At 67.0% G+C, this 22,213-nt stretch carries 17 protein-coding genes and 1 pseudogene; 10 read left to right on the forward strand and 8 right to left on the reverse strand.

Annotation, left to right across the window (positions count from 1 at the left end):
- From ACTHLF_RS17325 to ACTHLF_RS17335, 3 genes are all read right to left on the reverse strand, one after another.
- Window positions 1-241 (reverse strand): hypothetical protein (locus ACTHLF_RS17325; RefSeq protein WP_440328915.1); only part of this gene is annotated, 241 nt, incomplete at its 3' end.
- Between the two features lie 138 nt (window positions 242-379).
- Entirely contained in the window at window positions 380-1,096 is a 717-nt protein-coding gene (locus ACTHLF_RS17330) for a ComF family protein (RefSeq protein ID WP_440328917.1), read from the reverse strand.
- A gap of 21 nt (window positions 1,097-1,117) precedes the next feature.
- On the reverse strand, window positions 1,118-1,327 hold the full coding sequence (locus ACTHLF_RS17335) for a hypothetical protein (RefSeq protein WP_440328919.1): 210 nt from the start codon (window positions 1,325-1,327) through the stop codon (window positions 1,118-1,120).
- A 141-nt stretch (window positions 1,328-1,468) separates the two neighbouring features.
- On the opposite strand from ACTHLF_RS17335, the gene bioB reads away from it, so the two are divergent.
- From bioB to bioC, 5 genes are read left to right on the forward strand one after another with little or no spacing between them, the layout of a single operon-like run.
- A complete protein-coding gene (gene bioB / locus ACTHLF_RS17340) occupies window positions 1,469-2,476 on the forward strand; it encodes a biotin synthase BioB (RefSeq protein WP_440328921.1) in 1,008 nt (335 codons plus the stop codon).
- A complete protein-coding gene (bioF, locus tag ACTHLF_RS17345; RefSeq protein WP_440328922.1) occupies window positions 2,473-3,690 on the forward strand; it encodes an 8-amino-7-oxononanoate synthase in 1,218 nt (405 codons plus the stop codon). The genes bioB and bioF overlap by 4 nt, the downstream gene beginning before the upstream one ends.
- A gap of 23 nt (window positions 3,691-3,713) precedes the next feature.
- On the forward strand, window positions 3,714-4,457 hold the full coding sequence (locus tag ACTHLF_RS17350) for a sulfurtransferase (RefSeq protein ID WP_440328923.1): 744 nt from the start codon (window positions 3,714-3,716) through the stop codon (window positions 4,455-4,457).
- Window positions 4,458-4,504: 47 nt separating this feature from the next.
- Window positions 4,505-5,227 carry a pimeloyl-ACP methyl ester esterase BioH gene (gene bioH, locus ACTHLF_RS17355; RefSeq protein WP_440328940.1) on the forward strand — a complete coding sequence of 241 codons (723 nt, stop codon included), beginning with the start codon at window positions 4,505-4,507 and terminating at the stop codon, window positions 5,225-5,227.
- Window positions 5,224-6,114, forward strand: a complete 891-nt coding sequence (bioC, locus tag ACTHLF_RS17360; RefSeq protein ID WP_440328925.1) for a malonyl-ACP O-methyltransferase BioC — start codon at window positions 5,224-5,226, stop codon at window positions 6,112-6,114. Before bioH ends, bioC begins: the two co-directional genes overlap by 4 nt.
- On the opposite strand, the gene ACTHLF_RS17365 is transcribed toward bioC, so the two are convergent.
- From ACTHLF_RS17365 to ACTHLF_RS17375, 3 genes are all read right to left on the reverse strand, one after another.
- The gene (locus ACTHLF_RS17365) at window positions 6,107-6,667 is read right to left on the reverse strand and encodes a DNA-3-methyladenine glycosylase I (protein ID WP_440328927.1); all 561 of its coding nucleotides are present in this window, start codon (window positions 6,665-6,667) and stop codon (window positions 6,107-6,109) included. The genes bioC and ACTHLF_RS17365 overlap by 8 nt on opposite strands.
- Before the next feature lie 170 nt (window positions 6,668-6,837).
- On the reverse strand, window positions 6,838-7,779 hold the full coding sequence (locus tag ACTHLF_RS17370) for a threonine ammonia-lyase (protein ID WP_440328941.1): 942 nt from the start codon (window positions 7,777-7,779) through the stop codon (window positions 6,838-6,840).
- A complete protein-coding gene (locus ACTHLF_RS17375; RefSeq protein WP_440328928.1) occupies window positions 7,779-8,783 on the reverse strand; it encodes an aldose 1-epimerase in 1,005 nt (334 codons plus the stop codon). The genes ACTHLF_RS17370 and ACTHLF_RS17375 overlap by 1 nt, the downstream gene beginning before the upstream one ends.
- Before the next feature lie 73 nt (window positions 8,784-8,856).
- Between ACTHLF_RS17375 and pepN the strand changes: the two genes are divergently transcribed.
- The 5 genes from pepN to ACTHLF_RS17400 all read left to right on the forward strand — a co-directional run bounded on the left by pepN (window position 8,857) and on the right by ACTHLF_RS17400 (window position 19,123).
- A complete protein-coding gene (gene pepN, locus ACTHLF_RS17380; RefSeq protein WP_440328929.1) occupies window positions 8,857-11,505 on the forward strand; it encodes an aminopeptidase N in 2,649 nt (882 codons plus the stop codon).
- Between the two features lie 438 nt (window positions 11,506-11,943).
- Window positions 11,944-13,818, forward strand: a complete 1,875-nt coding sequence (mnmG, locus tag ACTHLF_RS17385) for a tRNA uridine-5-carboxymethylaminomethyl(34) synthesis enzyme MnmG (RefSeq protein ID WP_440328931.1) — start codon at window positions 11,944-11,946, stop codon at window positions 13,816-13,818.
- Between the two features lie 73 nt (window positions 13,819-13,891).
- The gene (locus ACTHLF_RS17390) at window positions 13,892-14,665 is read left to right on the forward strand and encodes an RDD family protein (protein WP_440328933.1); all 774 of its coding nucleotides are present in this window, start codon (window positions 13,892-13,894) and stop codon (window positions 14,663-14,665) included.
- A gap of 101 nt (window positions 14,666-14,766) precedes the next feature.
- The gene (locus ACTHLF_RS17395; protein WP_440328935.1) at window positions 14,767-17,106 is read left to right on the forward strand and encodes a Tex family protein; all 2,340 of its coding nucleotides are present in this window, start codon (window positions 14,767-14,769) and stop codon (window positions 17,104-17,106) included.
- 220 nt (window positions 17,107-17,326) lie between these two features.
- Window positions 17,327-19,123 carry an autotransporter domain-containing protein gene (locus ACTHLF_RS17400; RefSeq protein ID WP_440328936.1) on the forward strand — a complete coding sequence of 599 codons (1,797 nt, stop codon included), beginning with the start codon at window positions 17,327-17,329 and terminating at the stop codon, window positions 19,121-19,123.
- A 98-nt stretch (window positions 19,124-19,221) separates the two neighbouring features.
- On the opposite strand, the gene ACTHLF_RS17405 is transcribed toward ACTHLF_RS17400, so the two are convergent.
- Both ACTHLF_RS17405 and ACTHLF_RS17410 read right to left on the reverse strand, forming a co-directional pair.
- Window positions 19,222-20,073, reverse strand: coding sequence for a YbaY family lipoprotein (locus ACTHLF_RS17405; protein ID WP_440328938.1), 852 nt, complete (start codon window positions 20,071-20,073; stop codon window positions 19,222-19,224).
- Between the two features lie 336 nt (window positions 20,074-20,409).
- Window positions 20,410-22,213, reverse strand: a pseudogene (locus ACTHLF_RS17410) (Oar protein); the annotation flags it as partial.

Consider the following 22,213-nt stretch of genomic DNA (forward strand, 5'->3'; position numbering starts at 1 on the left):
AAGGACCGGCCACCAAGGTCTGGTAGGTCACCCCGGCCGCCGGCCCGCTACCGCCCACCGCGGACAAGTTGGTATCCGCGAGCGCCGGTATCGAGACGGAGGAGCGAATGTTCGAGACCGCTTTGTGGATCAATCCCTGGCTCTGCTGGTGCGTATAGTTGACCGCTCCATTCTTGGCGCCCAGAAGGGCGACCGTGCGAATGGCGGAAAAGATGATGCCCCCCGCGATGAGGGTCACCATCAAGCCCACCGTCATTTCGACGAGGGTAAAGCCGCGGAGGGCGCGATTGGGGGGGCGCTGGGTGGAGCGCGTGCGAGGGTGGCGCACGCACCCTTGGCGGGCACGCACGCTCCCACAGCACGCTCCCACAGCGCGCTCCTACAAATCGGCGTAGCCGGGTTTTGCCGTCCGCGCCAACGCCCACACGTCCACCCGTGCCACCCCTGCACGCTGCAACGCCAGCGTGCAGGCCTCCAGTGTGGCACCGGTGGTCATCACGTCATCCACGACCGCCACGTGACCCAGCCCCGGCGGCACGGATGCAACGAACGCATCGCGAATGTTCGCTGCCCGCGCTTCGGCATCAAGCTCGCTCTGCGCATCGGTACTGCGCAGGCGCTGTAGCAGTTCAGGCCGCAGCGGTATACCGTGGTGCCGCGCCAGTGGCCGGGCTAGTTCGAGTGCCTGGTTGAAGCCGCGTTCGCGCAGCCGTGCAGCGTGCAACGGCACCGGTACGATCGCCTGCGGCAGGCCCGGCGGCGCTCCGGCGGCTATCCAGCGCCGCGACAGCACCTTTCCCGCGACCAGATCGCCACCGAACTTGAAGCGCGTCTCGAGCAAGTCCAGCGGCCACGCATAGCGGTAAGGCACCCACGCGCGTTGCCAGGGGCGCGCGGTCTTCGCGCAGTCAGTGCAACGCTCCATCGTACGTGCCAGGGGTAGCGCGCAGCGATCGCAATGGAAGCGATTCAACACCAGCGCTTCGGTGCAACCGGCACACAGCTCGATGCCATCGTGGCCGTCCGCGCCACAGAGCAGGCAACGCAGTGGCAGGAGGAACCGGCCCAGTCGGGCCAGCCAGGGGAGTGCATCCATGCATCCATTCCTAGAAGGGGGTCAGTTGTTCGGCCGGTACATCGCCGCGTCGACGATCGACCACAGGTGGATGAGCCAGCCCAGCCAGATGATCCAGAGCACCGCGGCGAGCACGAACATGATCAACGCCTTGAAGACGCGCCCCTGCACGAGCTGGCCCAGGCCGGGGATGAAGAAACTGCACACCGCGGCAATGACGTTACCGGAACTGCCCTGACCTGCTGCACTCATGGGGGGTGACTCCTGGGGAGGGGGACGGCCTGATCGTACGGCAGCACGGGGCCGTTCAGCGGTAAACCAGTGACATGCCGTTAAGGTTGACAGTGTGTAAGCAGCCGCCGACACTGCGCGCCTTCGCCACGGGAGCCTTCCATGACCGCAGCCCTCCGCCACGACTGGACCGTCGACGAGGTCGAAAGCCTGTTTTCGTTGCCATTCAACGACTTGCTGTTCCAGGCCCAGTCGGTCCACCGCCAGCACCACGACCCGAATGCGGTTCAGGTTTCCACCCTGCTCTCGATCAAGACGGGCGGCTGCCCGGAGGATTGCGCCTACTGCCCGCAGGCGGCGCGTTACGCCACCGGGGTGAAGGCCGAGAAGCTGATGAGCGTGGAGGCCGTGCTGGCCCGCGCCCAGGCCGCGAAGGATGCGGGAGCCAGCCGCTTCTGCATGGGCGCCGCCTGGCGCGCGCCGAAGGATCGCGATGTCGCCAAGGTGGCCGAGATCGTCAGCGCGGTGAAGGGCCTGGGCCTGCAGACCTGCGCGACGCTCGGCATGCTGAGCCAGTCGCAGGCCGAGACCCTGAAAGGCGCCGGCCTCGATTTCTACAACCACAACCTCGATACCTCGCCGGATTTCTACGGCGAGATCATCCACACGCGCGAGTACCAGGACCGCCTGGATACCCTCGAAAACGTGCGCCACGCCGGCATGAAGACCTGCTGCGGCGGCATCGTCGGCATGGGTGAATCCCGTGCGCAGCGCGCCGGGCTGTTGCGCACGCTGGCGAACCTGCCGGAGCACCCGGAGTCGGTGCCGATCAACCGGCTGGTACAGGTTGCAGGCACGCCGCTGCATGGCACTGAGGCGCTGGATCCGTTCGAGTTCGTGCGCAGCATCGCGGTCGCGCGCATCCTCATGCCGGCCTCCGTCGTGCGCCTCTCCGCTGGGCGCGAAACCATGGACGACGCGCTGCAGGCGCTGTGTTTCGCCGCGGGCGCGAACTCCATCTTCTACGGGGAAAAGCTGCTCACCACCGGCAACCCCGACGTCGAGCATGACCGCCGCCTCTTCGAGCGCCTTGGCCTGAAACCGCTCGAGGTCGAAGTCGAACCCGGCACGGTCCACGCCGACATCATCGAACCTGCCGACGCGGCGTGAGCACGCGGCCGGACCTGCGCGCCCGGATCGCCGCCGCGCGCGCGCAACGTGAGCGCGAAGGCCTGCTCCGCCGCGTGCGCACGTGTGATGTGCTTCCGGGCGGCCGACGCCTCGTTGGCAAACGGGTCCTCGCCGACTTCTGCGGTAATGATTACCTGGGCCTGGCAAGCCACCGTGACCTGGTGGCGGCGCTGACGCGTGCAGCTGCGGTCGAAGGTGTCGGCACCGGTGCGGCCCACCTGGTCTCCGGCCATCGCGGCGAGCATGCCGCGCTCGAGGAGGAGCTCGCCGACTGGACGGGCCGCGAACGCGCGGTGCTCTTTTCCACCGGCGTGATGGCCAACCTCGGCGCGCTGCAGGCACTGCTCGGTGCCGGCGCCATGCCCGGGCGCGATACCGCGCTGTGCGTGCAGGACAAGCTCAACCACGCCAGCCTCATCGATGGCGCCCAGCTCGCGGGTGCCGCGCTGAGCCGTTACCCGCATGCGGACGTGGCAGCGGCGGCGCGCCAGTTGGATGCGCAGCCTGATGCGCCAGCCCTGCTCGCCACCGATGGCGTGTTCAGCATGGATGGCGACATCGCGCCGTTGCCGGCGCTGGCGTCGCTCTGCCGCGACCGCGGCGCCATGCTTTATGTGGATGACGCCCATGGCCTGGGCGTGCTCGGCCGGCACGGCGCCGGCTCCCTCGCCGCCGCAGGGCTTGGCAGCGCCGATGCCCCGGTGTTGATGGGCACGCTGGGCAAGGCGCTGGGCTGCGCGGGCGCGTTCGTCGCGGGCGACGCCGACGTGATCGACGCCATCGTCCAGTTCGCCCGACCCTACATCTACACCACTGCCATGCCCGCCGCGCTGGCCGCGGCCACCCGCGCCGCGGTGCGCCTGGTACGCGAAGACACCGAGGGACGCCGCGAGCAGCTGGCCGCCCACATCGCCCGGTTCCGCGCCGGCGCGGCCCAGCTAGGCCTTCCTTTGCTGCCGAGCCAGACGGCCATCCAGCCGCTGGTCCTGGGCGATGCCGGCGCGGCGCTGGCCGCCGCCCGGATGCTGGAGCGAGCCGGGTTCCTGGTGGTGCCGATCCGCCCGCCGACGGTCCCGAGGGGCGCGGCCCGCCTGCGCATCACCCTCTCGGCGGCCCATACGGAGGCCCGGATCGACGCCCTGCTGGAGGCCCTGGGCCGGGTTCCCCTGCCAGCGCAGGCCCTCGCCGTATAATGGGCGGCCCCGCGCTTCGCCCCATGCCCATGTCCATCCTCAACATTTCCGCCTACAAGTTCGTCGGCCTCGACGATCTCGCCGCCCTGCGCGAGCGGATCATGGCGCGCTGCGAGGCGCTGGCACTGAAGGGCACCATCCTTCTTGCGCCCGAGGGCATCAACCTGTTCCTGGCCGCGCCACGCGAGGCGATCGATGCGTTCATGGCATGGCTGCATGAGGATCCGCGCTTCGCCGACATCGCGCCGAAGGAAAGCTGGTCGGACGACGTACCGTTCGGCCGCATGCGCGTGCGCCTGAAGAAAGAAATCATCACGATGCACGCGCCGGCGATCCGCCCCGAGGCAGGCCGCGCACCGCATGTGCTGCCGGCCGACCTGCGCCGCTGGCTCGACCAGGGCCACGACGATGCCGGCCGCGAAGTCGTGCTGCTCGATACGCGCAACGACTACGAAGTCGCCGCGGGCACGTTTGAAAACACCGTGGAATACGGCCTCGCCTCGTTCACCGGCTTCCCCGGCGCGGTCGCCGCCGATCGCGAGCGCTTCGACGGCAAGACGGTGGTGTCGTTCTGCACGGGCGGCATCCGTTGTGAAAAGGCCGCCATCCACATGCGCGAGATCGGCATCGAGCACGTGTTCCAGCTGGAAGGCGGCATCCTCAAGTATTTCGAGGAAGTCGGTGGCGCGCACTGGCGCGGCGACTGCTTCGTGTTCGACGGCCGTGGCGCGGTGGATCCCGCCCTCGCCCCGAGCGAGGCCCCGTGAGCGGCCTCTACATCGAGCGACGCGGCAGCGGCAGCACGCCGCTGGTGATGCTCCACGGGTGGGCCATGCACGGCGGCATCCTGCATCCGCTGGCCGAAGCGCTCGAGGCACATTGCGACATGTACCTGGTGGACCTGCCCGGGCACGGCCACTCGCGCGACTCATCGATCCCGCTGGATCCGCACGCCTGTGCCGAGGCGATCATCCGTGAGACGCCGCCCGCCAACTGGCTCGGCTGGTCGCTGGGTGGGCTGGTCGCAACGACGGCGGCGCTGGATTTCCCGGGTGCCGTGCAACGCCTGGTGCCGGTGAGCTCGACGCCGAAGTTCGTGCGTGGCGAGGATTGGCCGCACGGCAACGATCCCGCCATGGTGCGCAAGCTCGCGGCTGACCTGGAGACCGACTACAAGGCCACGGTCGATCGCTTCATCGCCCTCGAAGCCATGGGCAGCCAGGATCCGCGCGCCGAGACCCGGCGGCTGATGACCGAGGCCTATGAGCGCGGCGAGCCAGACCCGCGCGTGCTGCTCGAAGGCCTGCGCCTGCTCGAAGAGAGCGACCTGCGCACGCAGCTGCACGAGCTCACCATGCCGAGCCTCTGGATAGCGGGGCGGCGCGACCGCATCGTGCACCCGGAGGCCATGCGCTCGGCGGCGGAGGCCGCGGGCGGACGTTTCGTGGAGCTGGCACACGCCGGCCACGCCCCTTTCATTGGACACGCCGCCGAACTGGCGGCCGTCCTCACGCAGTTCACCGGTTCCGACGCATGAGCGATTTCCATTTCGACCGCCGCCAGGTCCGCCGCAATTTCGGGCGCGCCGCCGGCACCTATGAAAAGCACGACGCACTCCAGCGCGAAGTGCAGGCCACGCTGATCGAACGCCTGGATGTATTTCCGCAGGTACCCGAGGTGGTGCTGGATGTCGGCGCCGGTACCGGCCGCGGCACCGCCGCACTGAAGAAGAAATATCCCAAGGCCCAGGTGATCGCCGTCGATCTCGCGCTACCCATGCTGAAGCAGGCGAAGCAGCATGCCGGATGGCTGAAGCCGTTCGCGCGCGTGCAGGCCGATGCGTACACGCTGCCCGTGCCAGACAACAGCGTCGACATCCTGTTCTCCAACCTTTGCTTCCAATGGTGCGAGGACCTGCAGCGGCTGTTCGCCGAATGCGCACGCGTGTTGAAGCCGGGCGGACTGCTCACGTTCTCGACCATTGGCCCGGACACGCTCAGTGAACTGCGCGCCGCCTGGGCCAGCGCCGACCAGCATGCCCACGTCGCCCGCTTCCTCGACATGCACGATGTGGGCGATGCGATGCTGGCCCAGGGCCTGAAGGACCCGGTGCTGTTCGCCGAACGCTACACGCTGACCTACCCGACGCCACGCGCGCTGCTCGACGAGCTGCGCGGCCTCGGTGCGAACAATGCCGACGCAGGCCGCCTGCGCGGCCTGACCGGCAAGCAACACTACAAGCGCATGCTCGACGCGTACGAAGCGCTGCGCACCGAAGGCACCATTCCTTCCACCTGGGAAGTGGTGACCGCGCATGCGTGGGGCCCGCCCGAAGGCCAGTCGCGTCGCGAGGGCTCGGGCGAGATCGCCAGCTTCTCGATCGACAAGCTGCGCGGTTCGCGCCGGAAGAATCCGTTCACCTGAGCGGACGCCGGTAGCAGTCACAGGTGACGAGGTGGTCGTTGACCATCCCCGCCGCCTGCATGACACCGTAGCAGATCGCCGTACCGGCAAAACGGAAACCGCGGCGCTGCAATTCGTGGCTCATCGCATCCGACTCGACGGACCGCATCGGCACGTCGGCCGGCAGGACGTGCGTGTTGCGGATGATCTTGCCACCCGTGAATGACCAGAGCAGGTCGGCGAACGATTCCCCCTTTCCCGCCATGCCCACGATGATGCGCGCGTTGGCGCGCACCGAGGCGATCTTCAGGCGGTGGCGGATGATGCCGCGATCGCAGGCGGCCAGGGCCAGCTCGTCGTCATCCATGGCGGCCACGCGCGCGATATCGAAATCGTGGAACAGCCGGCGGTAGGCGTCGCGCTTGCGCAGCACCGTTCGCCAGGCCAGGCCGGCCTGCGCGCCTTTCAGTGAAAGTAATTCGAACAGCTGGCGGTCATCGTGCAGGACCCGCCCCCATTCCATGTCGTGCCATTCACGCTCGATATCGGTCTGCTCGGCCCAGGGACAGCGCATGGCTCACCTCGTCGTCTTGGATAGGCGACTAGGTTAGGAACCGCACAGGCGGAGCGCTGTCCGTGGAGCTAAGCGAAGAGCGTGGGGCTAACCGTCGACGACGCCGCGGGCGAGGCCGTCATGCGGCGGTGCGCCGCTGACACGTCGATCAGCGACGCCCGCGCGTTGCTTCACCAGGGCAAGGCATCCAGGTCGACATTGCCGCCAGTGACGACGGCACCCACGGTGCGCCCGGCGAACTCATCCGGATAACGCAGCAACGCTGCCAGCGTCGTGGCGCTCGAGGGTTCCACGATGATCCGCAGCTCCGACCACATCAGCCGCATGGCCGCGACCACCTCATCATCACTCACGCGCAGCACGCGCACCTGGTGGTCACGCAGCGCATGGAAGTTGGGTTCACCCACCAGCGTGCGCAGGCCGTCGCAGATGGTGTCCGGCGTGAACGGGCCGACGCGCTCATCCGCTTCAAGGGAACGCGCGGTGTCATCGGCGCCTTCGGGCTCGGCGCCAAGTAGCCTGATGGCCGGATCGATGCCGTGCGCGGCGATGGAACAACCTGCGGCCAGGCCACCCCCACCGACGGGAAACAGGATCGTATTGATGCCCGGCGCGTGCTTCAGCAGCTCTGGCACGAGCGTGCCCTGCCCGGCCATCACGCGCGAATCGGCGTAGGGGTGCACCAGGTTCGCACCCGTTGCCGCCATGACTTCCGCCGCTTTCGCTTCGCGTGCCTGGGTCGTCGCCGCGCAACGATGCACGGTCGCGCCAGCCTCAATGATCGCGTCGACCTTCGCCTTCACCGCGCCATCGGGAACCACCACGTGTGCCACGATGCCCCGCGTGCGCGCAGCCATGGCGAGCGCATTGCCATGGTTACCCGAGGAATGCGTCACCACCCCGCTCGCGGCCTCTTCCTCGCCGAGCGACCATACGGCATTGGTCGCCCCGCGGAACTTGAATGCACCGCCACGCTGCAGGTTTTCACACTTGAACCAGACGGTGGCCCCGGTGCGCGCATCAATCAAATCGCTGCGCATGACCGGCGTCACCCGCGCATACGGCGCGATGCGCGCCGCCGCGTCACGCACATCGGCGTACGAAGGAAGCATCACGCGATGAACTCCACCCCGCAGACGAAGCGACGATCCTCACCGGGTGCAAGGCGGAGCTGCGCGGCGCAGTCCTCGCGGTTGAACGCATCGGCCATGCATTCCATCGGTTCCAGCGCGACCGACTTGCGCGGGTCCCGCTCGTTCGTATCCGAAGTGAACGCCAGCATCACACCACGCTGCTGCCACACCGCGATCTTCGTGCCCGTCTTCGGATCGCTCAGGTAGGTGCGCGCCTTGCCATCGTCATCCACCTGGAGATCGGTGTAGGTGGTGTTGAGTTCCGTGGCACCGATGCTGCGCGTCTGGCGGAAATCGAGGGACGCATCCACGTCGTCGATCGACTTCCACGCTTCGCGGCCCGGCAGCGGAATGAACCCCGGATCCGTCGCGATCACCGTCTGCGCCGGCACCTGCAACTCCCAGGTATCGATCGAGTTGTCCGAGATGCGGAAATACGGGTGCCAGCCAAAGAACACCGGTGCCGCATGGTCGCCCACGTTGCGCGTATGGGTCTCGATGGACAGACCCTTGGCATCCAGGGTGAACGTGATGCTGAAGTTCAGCGCAAACGGGTAACCGGGATACGCATCCGGGCGGATCGCCTGCGTCGCGAACGTCACCTGTGCGTGATCGTCGCCTGCCTCCTCGTGCGCCACGTCGAACATGGCGCCACGCACGAAGCCATGACGGATGGCGCGATCGGCACCGGTGACACCCGGCTGCAAATCGTAGGAAGTTCCTTCAAACGTATAACGCGCATCGTTGATGCGATTGGCGAACGGCGTCATCACGGCGAAACGCGAGCCCTTGTGCGGCACCAGTTCCTGTTCGTTAAGAAAGGCGTCCGCGATATTGCGCGTACCGCCGCCTGTCGGGAGGCTGATCGACAGCACGGTGGCGCCGCGGCGGGCGATGTGGATCTCGCGCTGGGCCTGGCTATCGCGGAGGACGAGCACTTCCTGCGTGCCCATCGAGGAACGTGTCACGGTGAAACGGGACATGGAAAGGGTTCCTTTTGACGAATCAGGCCGCATGTTAGCCTGCCTGAGCCCGCACCACGAAGTTCCTGAAGCCATGAGCGACCGTTCCGAGACCCCGACCGCCGTCATCCGCCTCGCCGATTACCGCCCGCCGGCATGGGCCGTCGAGCATGTCGCGCTGGAGTTCGATCTCGGCATCGATCGGACGGAGGTGCATGCGACGCTCGCCATGGTCCGCCAGGCGGATGAGCCGATCCGCCTGAACGGCGAAGGGCTGGAACTGCTGGAACTCCAGGTCGACGGCCGGCAGCTGGGCGATGGCGAATACATCCTGGCAAACGGCGTGCTCGAGGTCGGCGTCGATGGCGACCGTTGCACGCTGACGACACGGGTGGCCATCCGCCCGGCGGAGAACACCGCGTTCGAGGGCCTGTATCTCTCCGGCAGCCGCGACCAGGGCTTCCTGCTCACGCAGTGCGAGGCCGAAGGTTTCCGCCACATCACGTGGTACCCCGACCGCCCGGATGTCCTCTCGAAGTTCACCGTGACCCTGCGCGCCGACAAGGCCCGTTTCCCGGTGCTGCTGGCGGGTGGCAACCCGGATGGCACCGGCGAACTGCCCGACGGCCGGCACTGGGCACGCTTCGTCGACCCGCACCCGAAGCCGAGCTACCTGTTCGCGCTCGTGGCGGGCCGCCTGGAGCGGATCAGCAAGGACTACACCACCGCCGATGGGCGCAAGGTGGCGCTGCACATCTGGGCGGAAGCCGATGTCATCGACCGTTGCGACTACGCGATGGACTCGCTCGAGCGCTCCATGCGCTGGGACGAGCAGGCTTATGGCCGCAACTACGACCTGGATGTGTTCCACGTCGTCGCCACCCATGACTTCAACATGGGCGCGATGGAGAACAAGGGTCTCAACATCTTCAACGCCAAGTACCTGCTGGCGGACCCGGATTCGAGCACCGACGACGAATACCGCCACGTGGAAGCCGTGGTCGCGCATGAGTACTTCCACAACTGGAGCGGCAATCGCGTCACCTGCCGCGACTGGTTCCAGCTGAGCCTGAAGGAAGGCCTCACGGTGTTCCGCGAGCAGAGCTTCTCGGCGGACATGAATTCGGCGCCCCTGAAGCGCATCGAAGACGTCGCGCTGCTGCGCCGGGCGCAGTTCCCGGAAGACGCCGGCCCGCTGTCGCACCCGGTGCGGCCGTCGCAGTACACCGAGATCAACAACTTCTACACCGCCACGGTGTCCGAGAAAGGTTCCGAACTCGTGCGGATGATCGCCGGCCACCTGGGCCGCGAGGGCTTCCGCAAGGGCATGGACCTGTACTTCGCGCGCCACGATGGCGAAGCGGCGACGATCGAGCACTACCTCAAGGCGCTGGGCGACGCGAACGGCGTGGACCTCTCACCTTATCTCGCCTGGTACGGCCAGGCCGGCACGCCGCGACTGAGCGCCGAGGGCCGCCACGACGCCGCTAAGCGCCGCTACCGCCTGCTGCTGCGCCAGCGCACGCCGGCCAGTGCGGGCCAGCCGGAGAAGCAGGCCCTGCCCGTGCCGGTGCGCCTTTCGCTGTTCGACCCGAGTGGCAAGGCCCTGCCGCTGCGCCTCGAGGGCGAGGAGAGCGCAGGCGCCAGCGAACGCACCCTCGTGCTGACGGGCGCGGAGCAGGCGTTCGTGTTCGAGGATGTCGATGTCGCACCCGTCCCGTCGTTGCTGCGCGGCTTCTCGGCGCCCGTGATCCTGGAATGCGAGTACGCGCCGGCCGAGCTGGCCTTGCTGCTCCGCCACGACCCCGATGGTTTCAACCGCTGGGACGCCGGGCAGCAACTCGCCGGCCTGGCTTACGATGCGTTCCGCGACGGCCACCCTGACGGCGCGGCCGTCCAGGCATGGACCGGCGCGCTGGCCGGGCTGTTCAGCGAGGAAGGCATCGATGATGCGCTGCTCGCCGAACTGCTCACGCCGCCCGGCGAGATCGAACTGGTGGAGCGCCAGGCCGAGCGCGATCCCGAGCGCATCCGTGCCGTCCGCCAGGGCATGTTGCGTGCGCTGGCCAACGCCATCGGCGCCGATGCCTTGCGCACGCGGTACGACGCCTTGCGCGCACAGGCGAACGCGGGCCTGACCGCGGCCGACCAGGCACGGCGCCAGCTGAAGCGCCGGGTGCTCGACCTGCTCGCCCTCGCGGTAACGAAGGACGCCGTGGCGCTCGCCGCCGCGCAGTACGCCGGGGCACCTTCGATGACCGACCGCCTGGCGGCATTGACCACGCTGGCGATCGCCGATCCCGCCGCTGGCGACGCGCCGCTGGCGGCCTTCCGGCACCAGTACGACGGCAATGCGCTCGCGCTGGACAAGTGGTTCGCGACGCAGGCGCAGCTACCGGGCGACGCCGCGCTGGGCCGGGTCCAGGCGCTCGAGGGCGATCCGGCGTTCACGCTGAAAAACCCGAACCGCGTGCAGGCGCTCATCGGCTCATTCGCGCGGATGAACCCGACCGGTTTCCATCGCGCCGACGGTGCCGCCTATCGCTGGCTGGCCGACCGCCTGGTCGCCATCGATGCGCTGAATCCACAGGTCGCGGCGCGCGTCGCCACGGCGTTCAATGGCTGGAAACGTCTCGAGCCGGTCCGCCGGGAAGCCGCACACGCGGTCGTCGCTGAACTGGCCGGGCGAAAGGATCTCTCGCGTGACCTCACGGACATCCTGGCGCGAGTTGCGCTGGGGTGACGTGATTATCAAAAACTGACGCTCAGCGTCACCAATTGCCGAATTAGAGTCATTCGTTGACGAAAAAGTCACACACGGTTCATCGGAACAGAGTAGTGTACGTTTCAACGAAGAAAGCCGCGGCAGGGGCCGCGGCTATTCGTGCCAATCACTTCGGTTTCTGGCGCCCAGCAGCACGGTCATCCTGGATTCCCCCTGTTCCTGAGACCGCTGGGCGCCAGATCTCATTCTTAGAACCGAATGGGGCATCCTTGCCCACATCCCGCTTCCTTCCCCCGGCACTCGATCAAGCCCCTGTCGCTCGATCTCGGCGCGCGGATATCGCGCTGCGTCTGCCCGGTGGAAGTGCGCTGTAAGCAAAGCACCGATCGTGCCAACCGTTACAACTGTAACTGGCGCTAAAATGACCAACCTGGTCCTTCGCCCCTAGCCCTTCCCATGCTGCATAAAGAAACCTACGACGTGATCGTGGTCGGTGGCGGTCACGCCGGTACCGAGGCCGCGCTTGCCGCGGCGCGTACTGGCGCGCGCACGCTGCTGCTCAGCCACAACATCGAGACGATCGGCCAGATGAGCTGCAACCCGGCCATCGGCGGCATCGGCAAGGGCCACCTGGTGAAGGAGATCGACGCACTGGGCGGCGCGATGGGCCGCGCGGCGGACAGGGCCGGCATCCAGTGGCGCACGCTTAACGCCTCGAAGGGCCCGGCCGTGCGCGCCACCCGCTGCCAGGCCGATCGCACGCTGTACAAGGCAGCCATCCGCCACATCGTCGAGACCCAGCCGAACCTGCAGCTCTTCCAGCAAGCCGTTGACGACCTGCTGCTGGAGAACGGACGGGTCATCGGCGTGCGTACGCAGATGGGCCTGGACTTCCATGCACCTGCCGTCGTGCTCACCGCGGGCACGTTCCTCGCGGGCAAGATCCACATCGGCCCGGCGCAGTACGCCGGTGGTCGCGCGGGCGATCCGCCGGCCTCCACCCTGGCGGCGAAGCTGCGCGAACTGCCCGTGGCCGCCGACCGCCTGAAGACCGGCACGCCGCCGCGCATCGACAGTCGCAGCATCGACTTCAGCAAGCTCGAGGAGCAGCCCGGGGATAACCCGATGCCGCACTTCTCGTTCATGGGCTCGGCCGCGGACCATCCGCGCCAGGTGAGCTGCTGGATCACGCATACCACCGAAGCCACCCACGACCTCATCCGTGGGTCGCTGGATCGCTCACCGCTGTACAGCGGCCAGATCGAAGGCGTCGGTCCGCGTTACTGCCCCTCGATCGAGGACAAGGTGGTGCGCTTCGCCGATAAGCTTTCGCACCAGATCTTCGTGGAACCCGAGGGACTCGATACTTTCGAGATCTACCCGAACGGCATCTCGACCTCGCTGCCGTTCGACGTGCAGTACGCCCTGGTGCGCTCGATCCCCGGTTTCGGGAACGCGCACATCACGCGGCCCGGCTATGCCATCGAATACGACTATTTCGATCCGCGCGGCCTGCATCCGTGGCTGGACACGAAGGGCATCCCCGGCCTGTACTTCGCGGGGCAGATCAACGGCACCACGGGTTATGAGGAAGCGGGCGCCCAGGGCCTTATCGCGGGCATGAATGCGGCCCTCGCCGTGCGTGGCGAAAGCCCCTGGTACCCGCGCCGCGACGAAGCCTACGTAGGCGTGCTGATCGACGACCTCACCACGAACGGCACGATCGAGCCGTACCGCATGTTCACCTCGCGCGCCGAGTACCGCCTGCACCTGCGCGAAGACAACGCCGACCTTCGCCTGACGCCCGCCGGCTACGCGCGCGGCGTGGTGCCGGAGGAGCAGTTCCGCCGCCTGGAAGCCAAGCGTGAAGCGGCCGAGCGCGAGACCGCCCGCCTGCGTGGCTTGTGGGCCGCCCCGACCAACACGCTTGGCGCCGCCGTCGAGCGGGCGCTTGGCATCGCTGTGAGCCGGGAAACCCATGCGCTGGACCTGCTGCGCCGGCCGGAGCTGGATTACGCCGCGCTCATGGCCGTGGAAGAACTGGGCCCGGCGGTCGCCGATGCCGAGGTCGCCACGCAGGTCGAAGTGCAGGCGAAGTATTCGGGTTACCTGGAGCGCCAGCGCGAAGAGATCGAGCGCCAGCGTCGCCATGAGACCACGGCCATCCCCGGGGATTTCGACTACGACCGCGTGCGCGGGCTATCGGCCGAGGTGCTGACCAAGCTGAAGCGCTCGCTGCCGGCCACCATCGGCCAGGCCTCGCGGATCAGTGGCGTCACCCCTGCCGCCATCTCGCTGCTGCTGGTCCACCTCAAGCGCCGCGCCGCCTGACCTCTGGCCCTCGGCGGGCCCGCGGTCATCTGGCATCATCTGTTGAGATTGGCGATTTAACGGATGACACACCATGCAAGTCTGGATCGGACGGAACGGCGAACGCTTCGGCCCTTACCGCGATGACGAAATCCGCCAGTGGCTGCGCGACGGCACCTGCCGTCCCGAGGAGCTGGGCTGGTACGAGGGCATGACCGACTGGCGCCCGCTCGGTGAGCTCTTCCCCGAGGACCGCCCGGCCCCGGCCGAGGCTGCGCCGGGTGCCGTGCCGCCGCCCCCGCCGCCGTTCATGGGCATCACCGAGAACACGGTGGCACCGGAGTACGCCGGGTTCTGGCTGCGCTTCGGCGCGTGGGTGATCGACTACATCCTCATCACCATCCCGGCCACCTTCGTCGCCATGGCGATGGGCTTCCAGCACGCGATCACCACGCTGTTCTCGCAGATGGAGACCGACCAGACCGCCGCGGTCAGCGCGTACCTCGAGCAGGCACGCCCGATCAGCTACGTCGTGCTGCTGATCGGCTTCGCCTACTACGTCTTCTTCGAGGCCTCGAAGTGGCAGGCAACCCCCGGCAAGCTCGCCGTGGGCATCCGCGTCACCGATACCTCGGGCCAGCGCCTCACCGTGGCCCGCGCCGCCGGGCGCAACCTCATCCGCCTGGCCAACGCGGTGCCCTTCCTCTCGGTCCTGCTGCCCATGGTGTTCTACGTCACGGCGGCGTTCTCCGAGCGCAAGCAGGGCGTCCACGACATGCTGGCGGGCACCTACGTGCTGTCGGGGCGCGCCGACACCCGCGCCACCCCGGCCCCACGCAACGGCGCGAGCGGTAGCTTCGACGCCTGACGCATGCCGCCGGCCGGCCCGGGGGTCGGCCGGGCGGCCCTGCTTGCTATCATCGGCGGCCCGGCCCTCGCTTCGGCCGGCCGAGCAAGCACAGGAAAGACATGCAGAGCATCGAACAACGTATCGCCCAGGACATCGCCGCCAAGCCCGACCAGGTGCGCGCGGCGGTGGATCTCCTCGACGGCGGCGCCACCGTGCCGTTCATCGCCCGCTACCGCAAGGAAGTGACCGGCGGCCTCGACGACACCCAGCTGCGCCTGCTTGAAGAGCGCCTGCGCTACCTGCGCGAACTGGAAGACCGCCGCGCGGCCATCGTCGAGAGCATCGTCGAGCAGGGCAAGATGACCGACGCCCTCAAGGCCGACATCCTCTCCGCCGACACCAAGGCGCGCCTGGAAGACCTTTACCTGCCCTACAAGCCCAAGCGCCGCACCAAGGCGCAGATCGCCCGCGAGGCGGGGCTCGAGCCGCTGGCCACGAGTCTCCGCGAGGATCCTTCGCAGGATCCGGAAACGGTCGCCGCCGGCTTCGTCGACGCCGAAAAGGGCGTCGCCGACGTCAAGGCCGCCCTCGACGGCGCCCGGGCCATCCTGATGGAAGTCATCGCCGAAGACGCCGCCCTCGTGGGCGAACTCCGCGACTGGCTGTGGGACAAGGGCCAGATCCGCGCCGTGGTCGTCCCCGGCAAGGAAAACGAAGGCTCGAAGTTCCGCGACTACTTCGACCACACCGAAGCGCTCTCGAAGATCCCCTCGCACCGCCTGCTCGCCCTCATGCGCGCGCGGAACGAAGGCGTCCTCGAGATCGACCTGAACCCTGCGCTCGATCCTGACCAGGGCCACGCCGAAGGCGAAGGCCGCGTGGCCGCACGCGCCGGCATCAGCGACCGCGGCCGCCCCGCCGATGCATGGCTGCGCGAGACCGTGCGCCTCACCTGGCGCGTCAAGCTGCACCTTCACCTGACGCTCGACCTGTTCGGCCGCGTGCGCGAAGGCGCCGAGGACGAAGCCATCCGCGTGTTCGGCGAAAACCTGAAGGACCTCATGCTCGCCGCGCCCGCCGGCGCGAAGACCGTGATGGGCCTGGACCCGGGCATCCGCACGGGCTGCAAGCTGGCCATCGTGGACGCCACGGGCAAGCTGCTCGCGTACGACACCATCTATCCGCACGAGCCGCGCAACCAGTGGGATCAGTCCGTCGCCCGCATCGCGCAGCTGTGCAAGCAGCACGGCGTGAACCTGGTCGCGATCGGCAACGGCACGGCCTCGCGCGAAACCGACAAGCTCACCGGCGATGTCATGCGCAAGCACGCCGACCTCAACCTGTCGAAGGTGGTGGTGAGCGAAGCGGGCGCGTCGGTGTATTCGGCGTCCGAACTCGCGGCGAAGGAATTCCCGGAGCTCGACGTGTCGATCCGTGGTGCCGTTTCCATCGCGCGCCGCCTGCAGGATCCGCTGGCCGAGCTGGTGAAGATCGAACCCAAGGCCATCGGCGTGGGCCAGTACCAGCACGACGTGAACCAGGTGAAGCTGGCGCGCGCGCTCGATGCGCGCGTGGAAGACTGCGTTAACGCCGTGGGCGTCGACGTGAACACGGCCTCTGCCCCGCTGCTCGCCCGCGTCGCCGGCCTCTCCGCCAGCGTCGCCGAGAACGTGGTGAAGCACCGTGACGCCAACGGCGCCTTCGGCAGCCGCAAGGATCTGCTCAAGGTGCCGCGCCTTGGCGACAAGGCCTTCGAACAGTGCGCCGGCTTCCTCCGCATCACCGGTGGCACGAACCCGCTCGATGCGAGCTCGGTGCATCCCGAGGCTTACCCGGTCGTTGAGCGAATTCTCAAGCAGTGCGGCCGCGAGGTGAAGCAGATCATCGGCGACACGTCGTTCCTGCGCGGGCTGAAGGCAGAGGATTTCACCGATGAATCGTTCGGCGTGCCGACGGTCCGCGACATCCTCAAGGAACTGGAAAAGCCCGGCCGCGATCCGCGTCCGGAATTCGTCGCGCCCAGCTTCGCCGAGGGCGTCGAAGACCTTAAGGACCTCAAGGTCGGCATGGTGCTGGAAGGCCGTGTCACCAACGTCGCCGCGTTCGGTGCGTTCGTCGATATCGGCGTGCACCAGGATGGCCTGGTCCACGTGTCGGCGCTGTCGCACACCTTCGTCAAGGATCCGCGCGATGCGGTGAAGGCCGGTGACATCGTCAAGGTGAAGGTCATGGAAGTAGACCTCCCGCGCAAGCGCATCGCGCTCAGCATGCGCCTGGATGACGTGCCGGGCGAAGCACGCACGGGTCGCCCGGGTGGCGCGCGCGATGACGCCTCCGGTGGCGGCAACCGCCGTGGTCCGGGCGGTGGTGGTGGCCGTGGGCCGCAGCCGCCGAAGGCCGCGCCCGCACCCGCCAACAGCGCGTTCGCCGACGCGTTTTCGAAAGCGCTCAAGCGCTGAGGCAACCGCTCCTCGCAGGAGCCCACCCTGTGGGCGACATGTTTCGCGAAAGCGCTGCAGGTCCTGCGGGGCTTTCGCGAACGGCGTCGCTCACAGGGTGAGCTCCTACAGTCAATGGCCTTCTCCATTTCCAAAAACCTGCGGCGGCGCAGCATGCGCCGCCGTATGGCTTCGGCTACCGTAACGATTCTCTAACGCCCCACACACGGAGTGATTCCAAATGCGTATTCGTCATCTCGCAGGCGCCATCGGTGCCGCCCTTCTGTTCAGTGCCGGGGCGCACGCCGACGGGTTCCAGCAGGTCGTCTCGTTCGGTGACAGCCTGAGCGATAACGGCAACGTCGCCATCCTTTCCGGCTCCCCGGTCATCACCCGCTTCACCACCAACCCGGGTACCGTCGCGGTCGAGAACATCGCGAAGTACTTCAACCTCACCCTGACGCCTTCCCTACAGGGCGGCACGGACTACGCCTTCGGTGGCGCCCGCGCGGGCATCGCCAATCCGGTCCCGGCCACGTCGGCGCAGATCCAGGGCTACCTCACTGCCAACGGTGGCAAGGCCAACCCGAACGCGCTGTACACCATGTGGATCGGCGCCAACGACATCCTGGCCGCCACGGCCAACCCGGCGACCGCGCAGGTCGTCGTGGGCACCGCTGCCCAGCAGGAAGTCGGCCAGATCAAGGCCCTGCAGGCTGCAGGCGCCAAGACCATCGTCGTCTTCAACCTGCCCGATATCGGCAAGACGCCGGCCGCCCAGTCCCAGGGCGCCGCGGCTGCCGCGGGCGTGACCTCTCTCGCGCAGCTCTACAACGGCGTCCTCTCCGGTGGCCTGGCCTCGGCGAACAAGGGCATCGTGCCGATCGATACCTACAGCCTGTTGAACGAAGTGATCGCCAACCCGTCGGCGTACGGCTTCACCAACGTCACCGTGCCGGCCTGCACCACCGCCAGCTCTATCACCTGCTCGCCGGCGACGCTGCGCGACCCGAACGCTGCGGCCACCTGGCTGTTCGCCGACGGCATCCATCCGACCACCGCCGCGCACGCGCTGCTCAGCCAGTACGCGATCTCGGTGCTGGAAGCCCCGCGCCAGATCTCGCTGCTTGGCGAAGCCGGCCTCGCTTCCGATGCCGCGCACATGCGCGCACTGCGCAATGAAATGATGGCCGACAACCTGGGCGCCGATTCGCGCTTCTTCGCGTCGGTCGATTACGGCCAGCAGAAGTACAAGGACACCGGCACCTCGCCGAAGACCGACAGCGACAATGTGAACCTGACCGTCGGTGCCGACGCGAAGATCAACGAAAACTTCAACGCCGGCGTCGCCCTGGGCCTCACCCAGGCCAACGCGGACTTCAAGGGCGGTGGCGGCTACAAGATGCAGGACATCGCCGGCACGGGTTACGCCTTCTACCACCAGGGTGGCGGCTACGTCGGTGCGTTCGCTAGCTTCGGCCAGCTGAGCTTCACCGATATCGATCGCCGTATCGACCTTGGCGCCGCGCGCCGCACCGAGTCCGGCAAGACCCAGGGCTCGCATGTCGGCGGCGGCCTCACCGGCGGCTGGTGGTTCGGTAGCGAGACGCTGAAGACCGGTCCGTTCGTTACGGTGGAAGTGGAGCAGCTGCGCGTCGATGGTTACTCCGAGCGCAACAACACCAGCACCGCCATGACCTTCGGCCGGCAGGTGCGTAACGCGCGCATCGAAACCGGCGGCTGGCGCCTGCAGGGCTCGTGGGCCGCGGGTAACACCACGGTGCATCCGTTCGCGGAAGTCGCCTACAACCACGATGGCCGCGCGGAAGATCGCTACGTCACCGCTGGCCTGACCAACATGAGCGGCAAGTTCGAGCTGCAGGGCTTCTCGCCCGACAAGACCTGGGTCACCGCCGACGTCGGCGTCTCCGCCGACTTCAGCAAGAGCTGGAGTGGCTGGGCCAGCTACAGCGGCCGCTTCAGCGACGACAGCCAGCGCCTCAACAGCCTTAGCGTGGGCGTGAAGCTCGCGCTCTAAGGCCGCCCGACATGGGCTGGCCTATATGGCTAGCCCATCCGAGGCATAAAAAATCGCCGGCGAAAGCCGGCGTTTTTCTTTATCCATGAAGCTGCGGCTTACTTCTTGCCGCCAGCCTTCGAGTACATCGCCTCGCCCTGGCTCTTCAGGGTGTTGGCATCGCCTTCGCTCAGTTCGTCGACCTTGCTGCCAGCCTGGTTCTGCTTCAGCACGAGTTCGCCGGCGTCGTTCCAGCCTGCACGCTCGGTCGAGGTCGGCTTGGCATCCTTGCTCGGCTTCTTCTCCTGCACGATGACCCACGGCTTACCGTTCTTGTAAGCGTAGTTCGTGGAGGTGAAGCCCTTGTCACCGTAGTCGACCAGCTCGATGACGAACAGGACGTCGTTGCCCTTCTTGAAGATCTGCCAGCCGCGCGATTCGCCTTCCTTCAGCGCGGTGCCCTGGGTCATCTTCATGCCGCCGATGTTCTTCTTGACGGACTCGTAGCCAGCCAGTTCCTTCTCACCCGGGGTGGCTTCACCGACGAGCTGGATGTTGGCCTGGTTCTTGGCGCCCTTGGTCAGCACCGGGGTCTTCAGCGGCGACGAGTAGTGGCGCTCGCCGTCCTGCAGGGAGACCTCGACGATGTACATGTCGTTCGGGTTCACGTCCGACGCATTGAAGTCGAGCTGGAACTGCTGCGGCAGGGTCACCGGCGCGATCGACTTGGTGGCGAGCGGCTGCGAGCCCTCGGCCGAGACGTCGACGAGCTTAAGCTCGAGCTTGGCGTCCGGCGACAGCGAGGCGCCAGCGTCGCGCAGGGTCACGGTGCCGGTAACGGCATTAGCGGGAGCGGCGGGAGCACTGTCGCCACCAGCGGCGGCCTGCTGGCCGTTGTTGTCCGAACCGCCGCCGCAGCCGGCAAGCGCCAGGGCAGATGCGGATGCGAGCGACAAGAGAATCCTGCGCATGGTCGAGCCTCGTTTGAAACGGAAATGTGTGTGGGTCACGGAAGATACGCAAGCGCATGGCCCGCAAGGACTTCCGGGGGGAACGATGGAGCATACCGGCAAATGGGCCGCTGGCAAAGTCAAGTGCAACACCGTCCGGTCGGTTCAAATCCGTGGCCGGGGTCGCAACTTGGGAAGGCATCCTGCCGAAAACGCTAAGTGACTGATTCCTAGGAAATCTCAGACCGATTCGGATTAGATCGATCCAAGCGCCTCCAAAAAAAACGCCACCCGAAGGTGGCGTCTTTACCCCAGCCACCGCCCTCGCGGGCGGTGGCATGGCACCGACTCCCTTCCTTAGAAGTCGTAGCTGATGCCGAAGCGGGCGTCACGCGGGGTGGTCTGGAACAGCGTGGTCGTGTAATCCGGATCGACCGCGCCGGTCTGGCCAGCCTGCGGGTAGATCGCAAGCTTGTCGCGCTTGTTGAACACGTTGAACACCGACACCGTGAACGCGAGCTTCTTGTCCGCCCAGACCGGACGGTACTCGGCGCTCAGGTCCATCAGGTAGGTGAACGGCAGGTGGCCCTGCTTGCCCGGAGGCGACGGCTGGCCATAGCAGAAGTGGTAGTACGAGTTGTAACCCGTCGGATCCGACTCGTCCGCGCCGAAATAGCCCAGGCAGTCCTTCGGAGCGCCCGACTGGATCGTCAGGTTACCCGAGAGCAGGAATTCGTCGGTCAGCTGGTACGAACCATACGCCTTCAGCGTGTGGCGACGGCTGTTCGAGAGCTCGCCGTTCGAGTAGACCATGAGCGACGGGAAATCCCAGTCGACAGTGGCCGACACGTCGGTCTGGCCGATGTCCGAACGGACCTGGCCTTCCGAGTTGCCGTAGCTCTTCGAGTACAGGTAGTCGACCTTGCCGTACCACTTACCATCGAACGGATGCTCGAGGTACATCTCAAGCGCATAGTAGTTGCGCTTCAGATGCGGGAAGCCGAAGTCGGCGTTCGTCACGTGAGCGGTGTAGTAGCCGCCGTTGGTGTTCGGCACCAGGAAGTCCGAAGCGCGACCCGGGTTGAACAGGTAGCTGCCCTGGATAGGACCGATCGTCGCCGGATCCACGCCCTGACGAAGCAGCGCGGCTTCGATGGTGTCCGAATCGCCGACGTCATCGATGGCGTTCTTCAGCTTACGCACGGTCGCCTTGGCGCCGTAGACCCACTTGTCGCCCAGGGTCTTGTCGAAGCCGAGGATGAACTCGTCCTGGTATTCCGACTTCAGGCTGCGCGAAGCGGCCGTGTTCGGATCACGCGGGATGCCGTACTCGCGGTTCGAAGAGATCGGACCACCCGTGGCGGTATCGATCGGCGCAAGGCCGGTCGGCTGGCCCAGCGCGTCGATGCCGGTGTAGGTGAAGTACTCACGGGTGTACAGGGACTGGCCTGCCGAACGCAGCGCCACGCTCGCCGGCAGGGCGAGGTAGTAACGACCGGCGTTGGCGTAGACCTTCAGCGAGGAGTCGCCATTGACGTCCCAGGTAGCGCCGAGGCGCGGTGCCCACTGCGGCGAGGTCAGCTTGAGGTAAGCCTGGCTCACGCCGTTGTAGTTGGTGAACTGGTCGTTACGGATACCGACCTTCACCAGCCAGCGGTCATTCACCTGCCACGAGTCTTCGAGGTACTGGGCGCGCTGCTTCACGCGCACCGAAGCGCGAGCGTCATAGACATAGCGATCGACGTAGTAACCATCGCCACCCGGCGCGGCGACGTACGACGACGAACCCGGGGCGCCAGCGATCGGCGTAAGCGGATCGTGCTTGTTGTATTCCCAGGCGTAGCCCGGACCGGACGTGCCCTGGCCGTCGTTGCTGTCGCGGACGTCCTGATTATCGATACCACCGGTGATGGTGTGGTCACCAGCGTGATAGCTCAGGTCGATGCGCAGGTTGCGGTTGGTCGACTTGTGCTGCGGGTCGTACACGCGCGTGGTCGGATTATCGTTGGTGATCGGAGCGCCGCCCGCGAGTACCGCCGGATCCTGGAACTGCGGGTTGATCACGTGCGGGTTATCAGAGTCCGGCACCGGGGTGTAGTAGGTGCCCTTCATCTTGCCGTACGTGGCCGTCAGCGTCAGATCGTCGGTGATGTAGCTGGTG

Origin of the sequence: Luteibacter sp., from assembly GCF_051958795.1 — a bacterium.
GTDB lineage: Bacteria > Pseudomonadota > Gammaproteobacteria > Xanthomonadales > Rhodanobacteraceae > Luteibacter.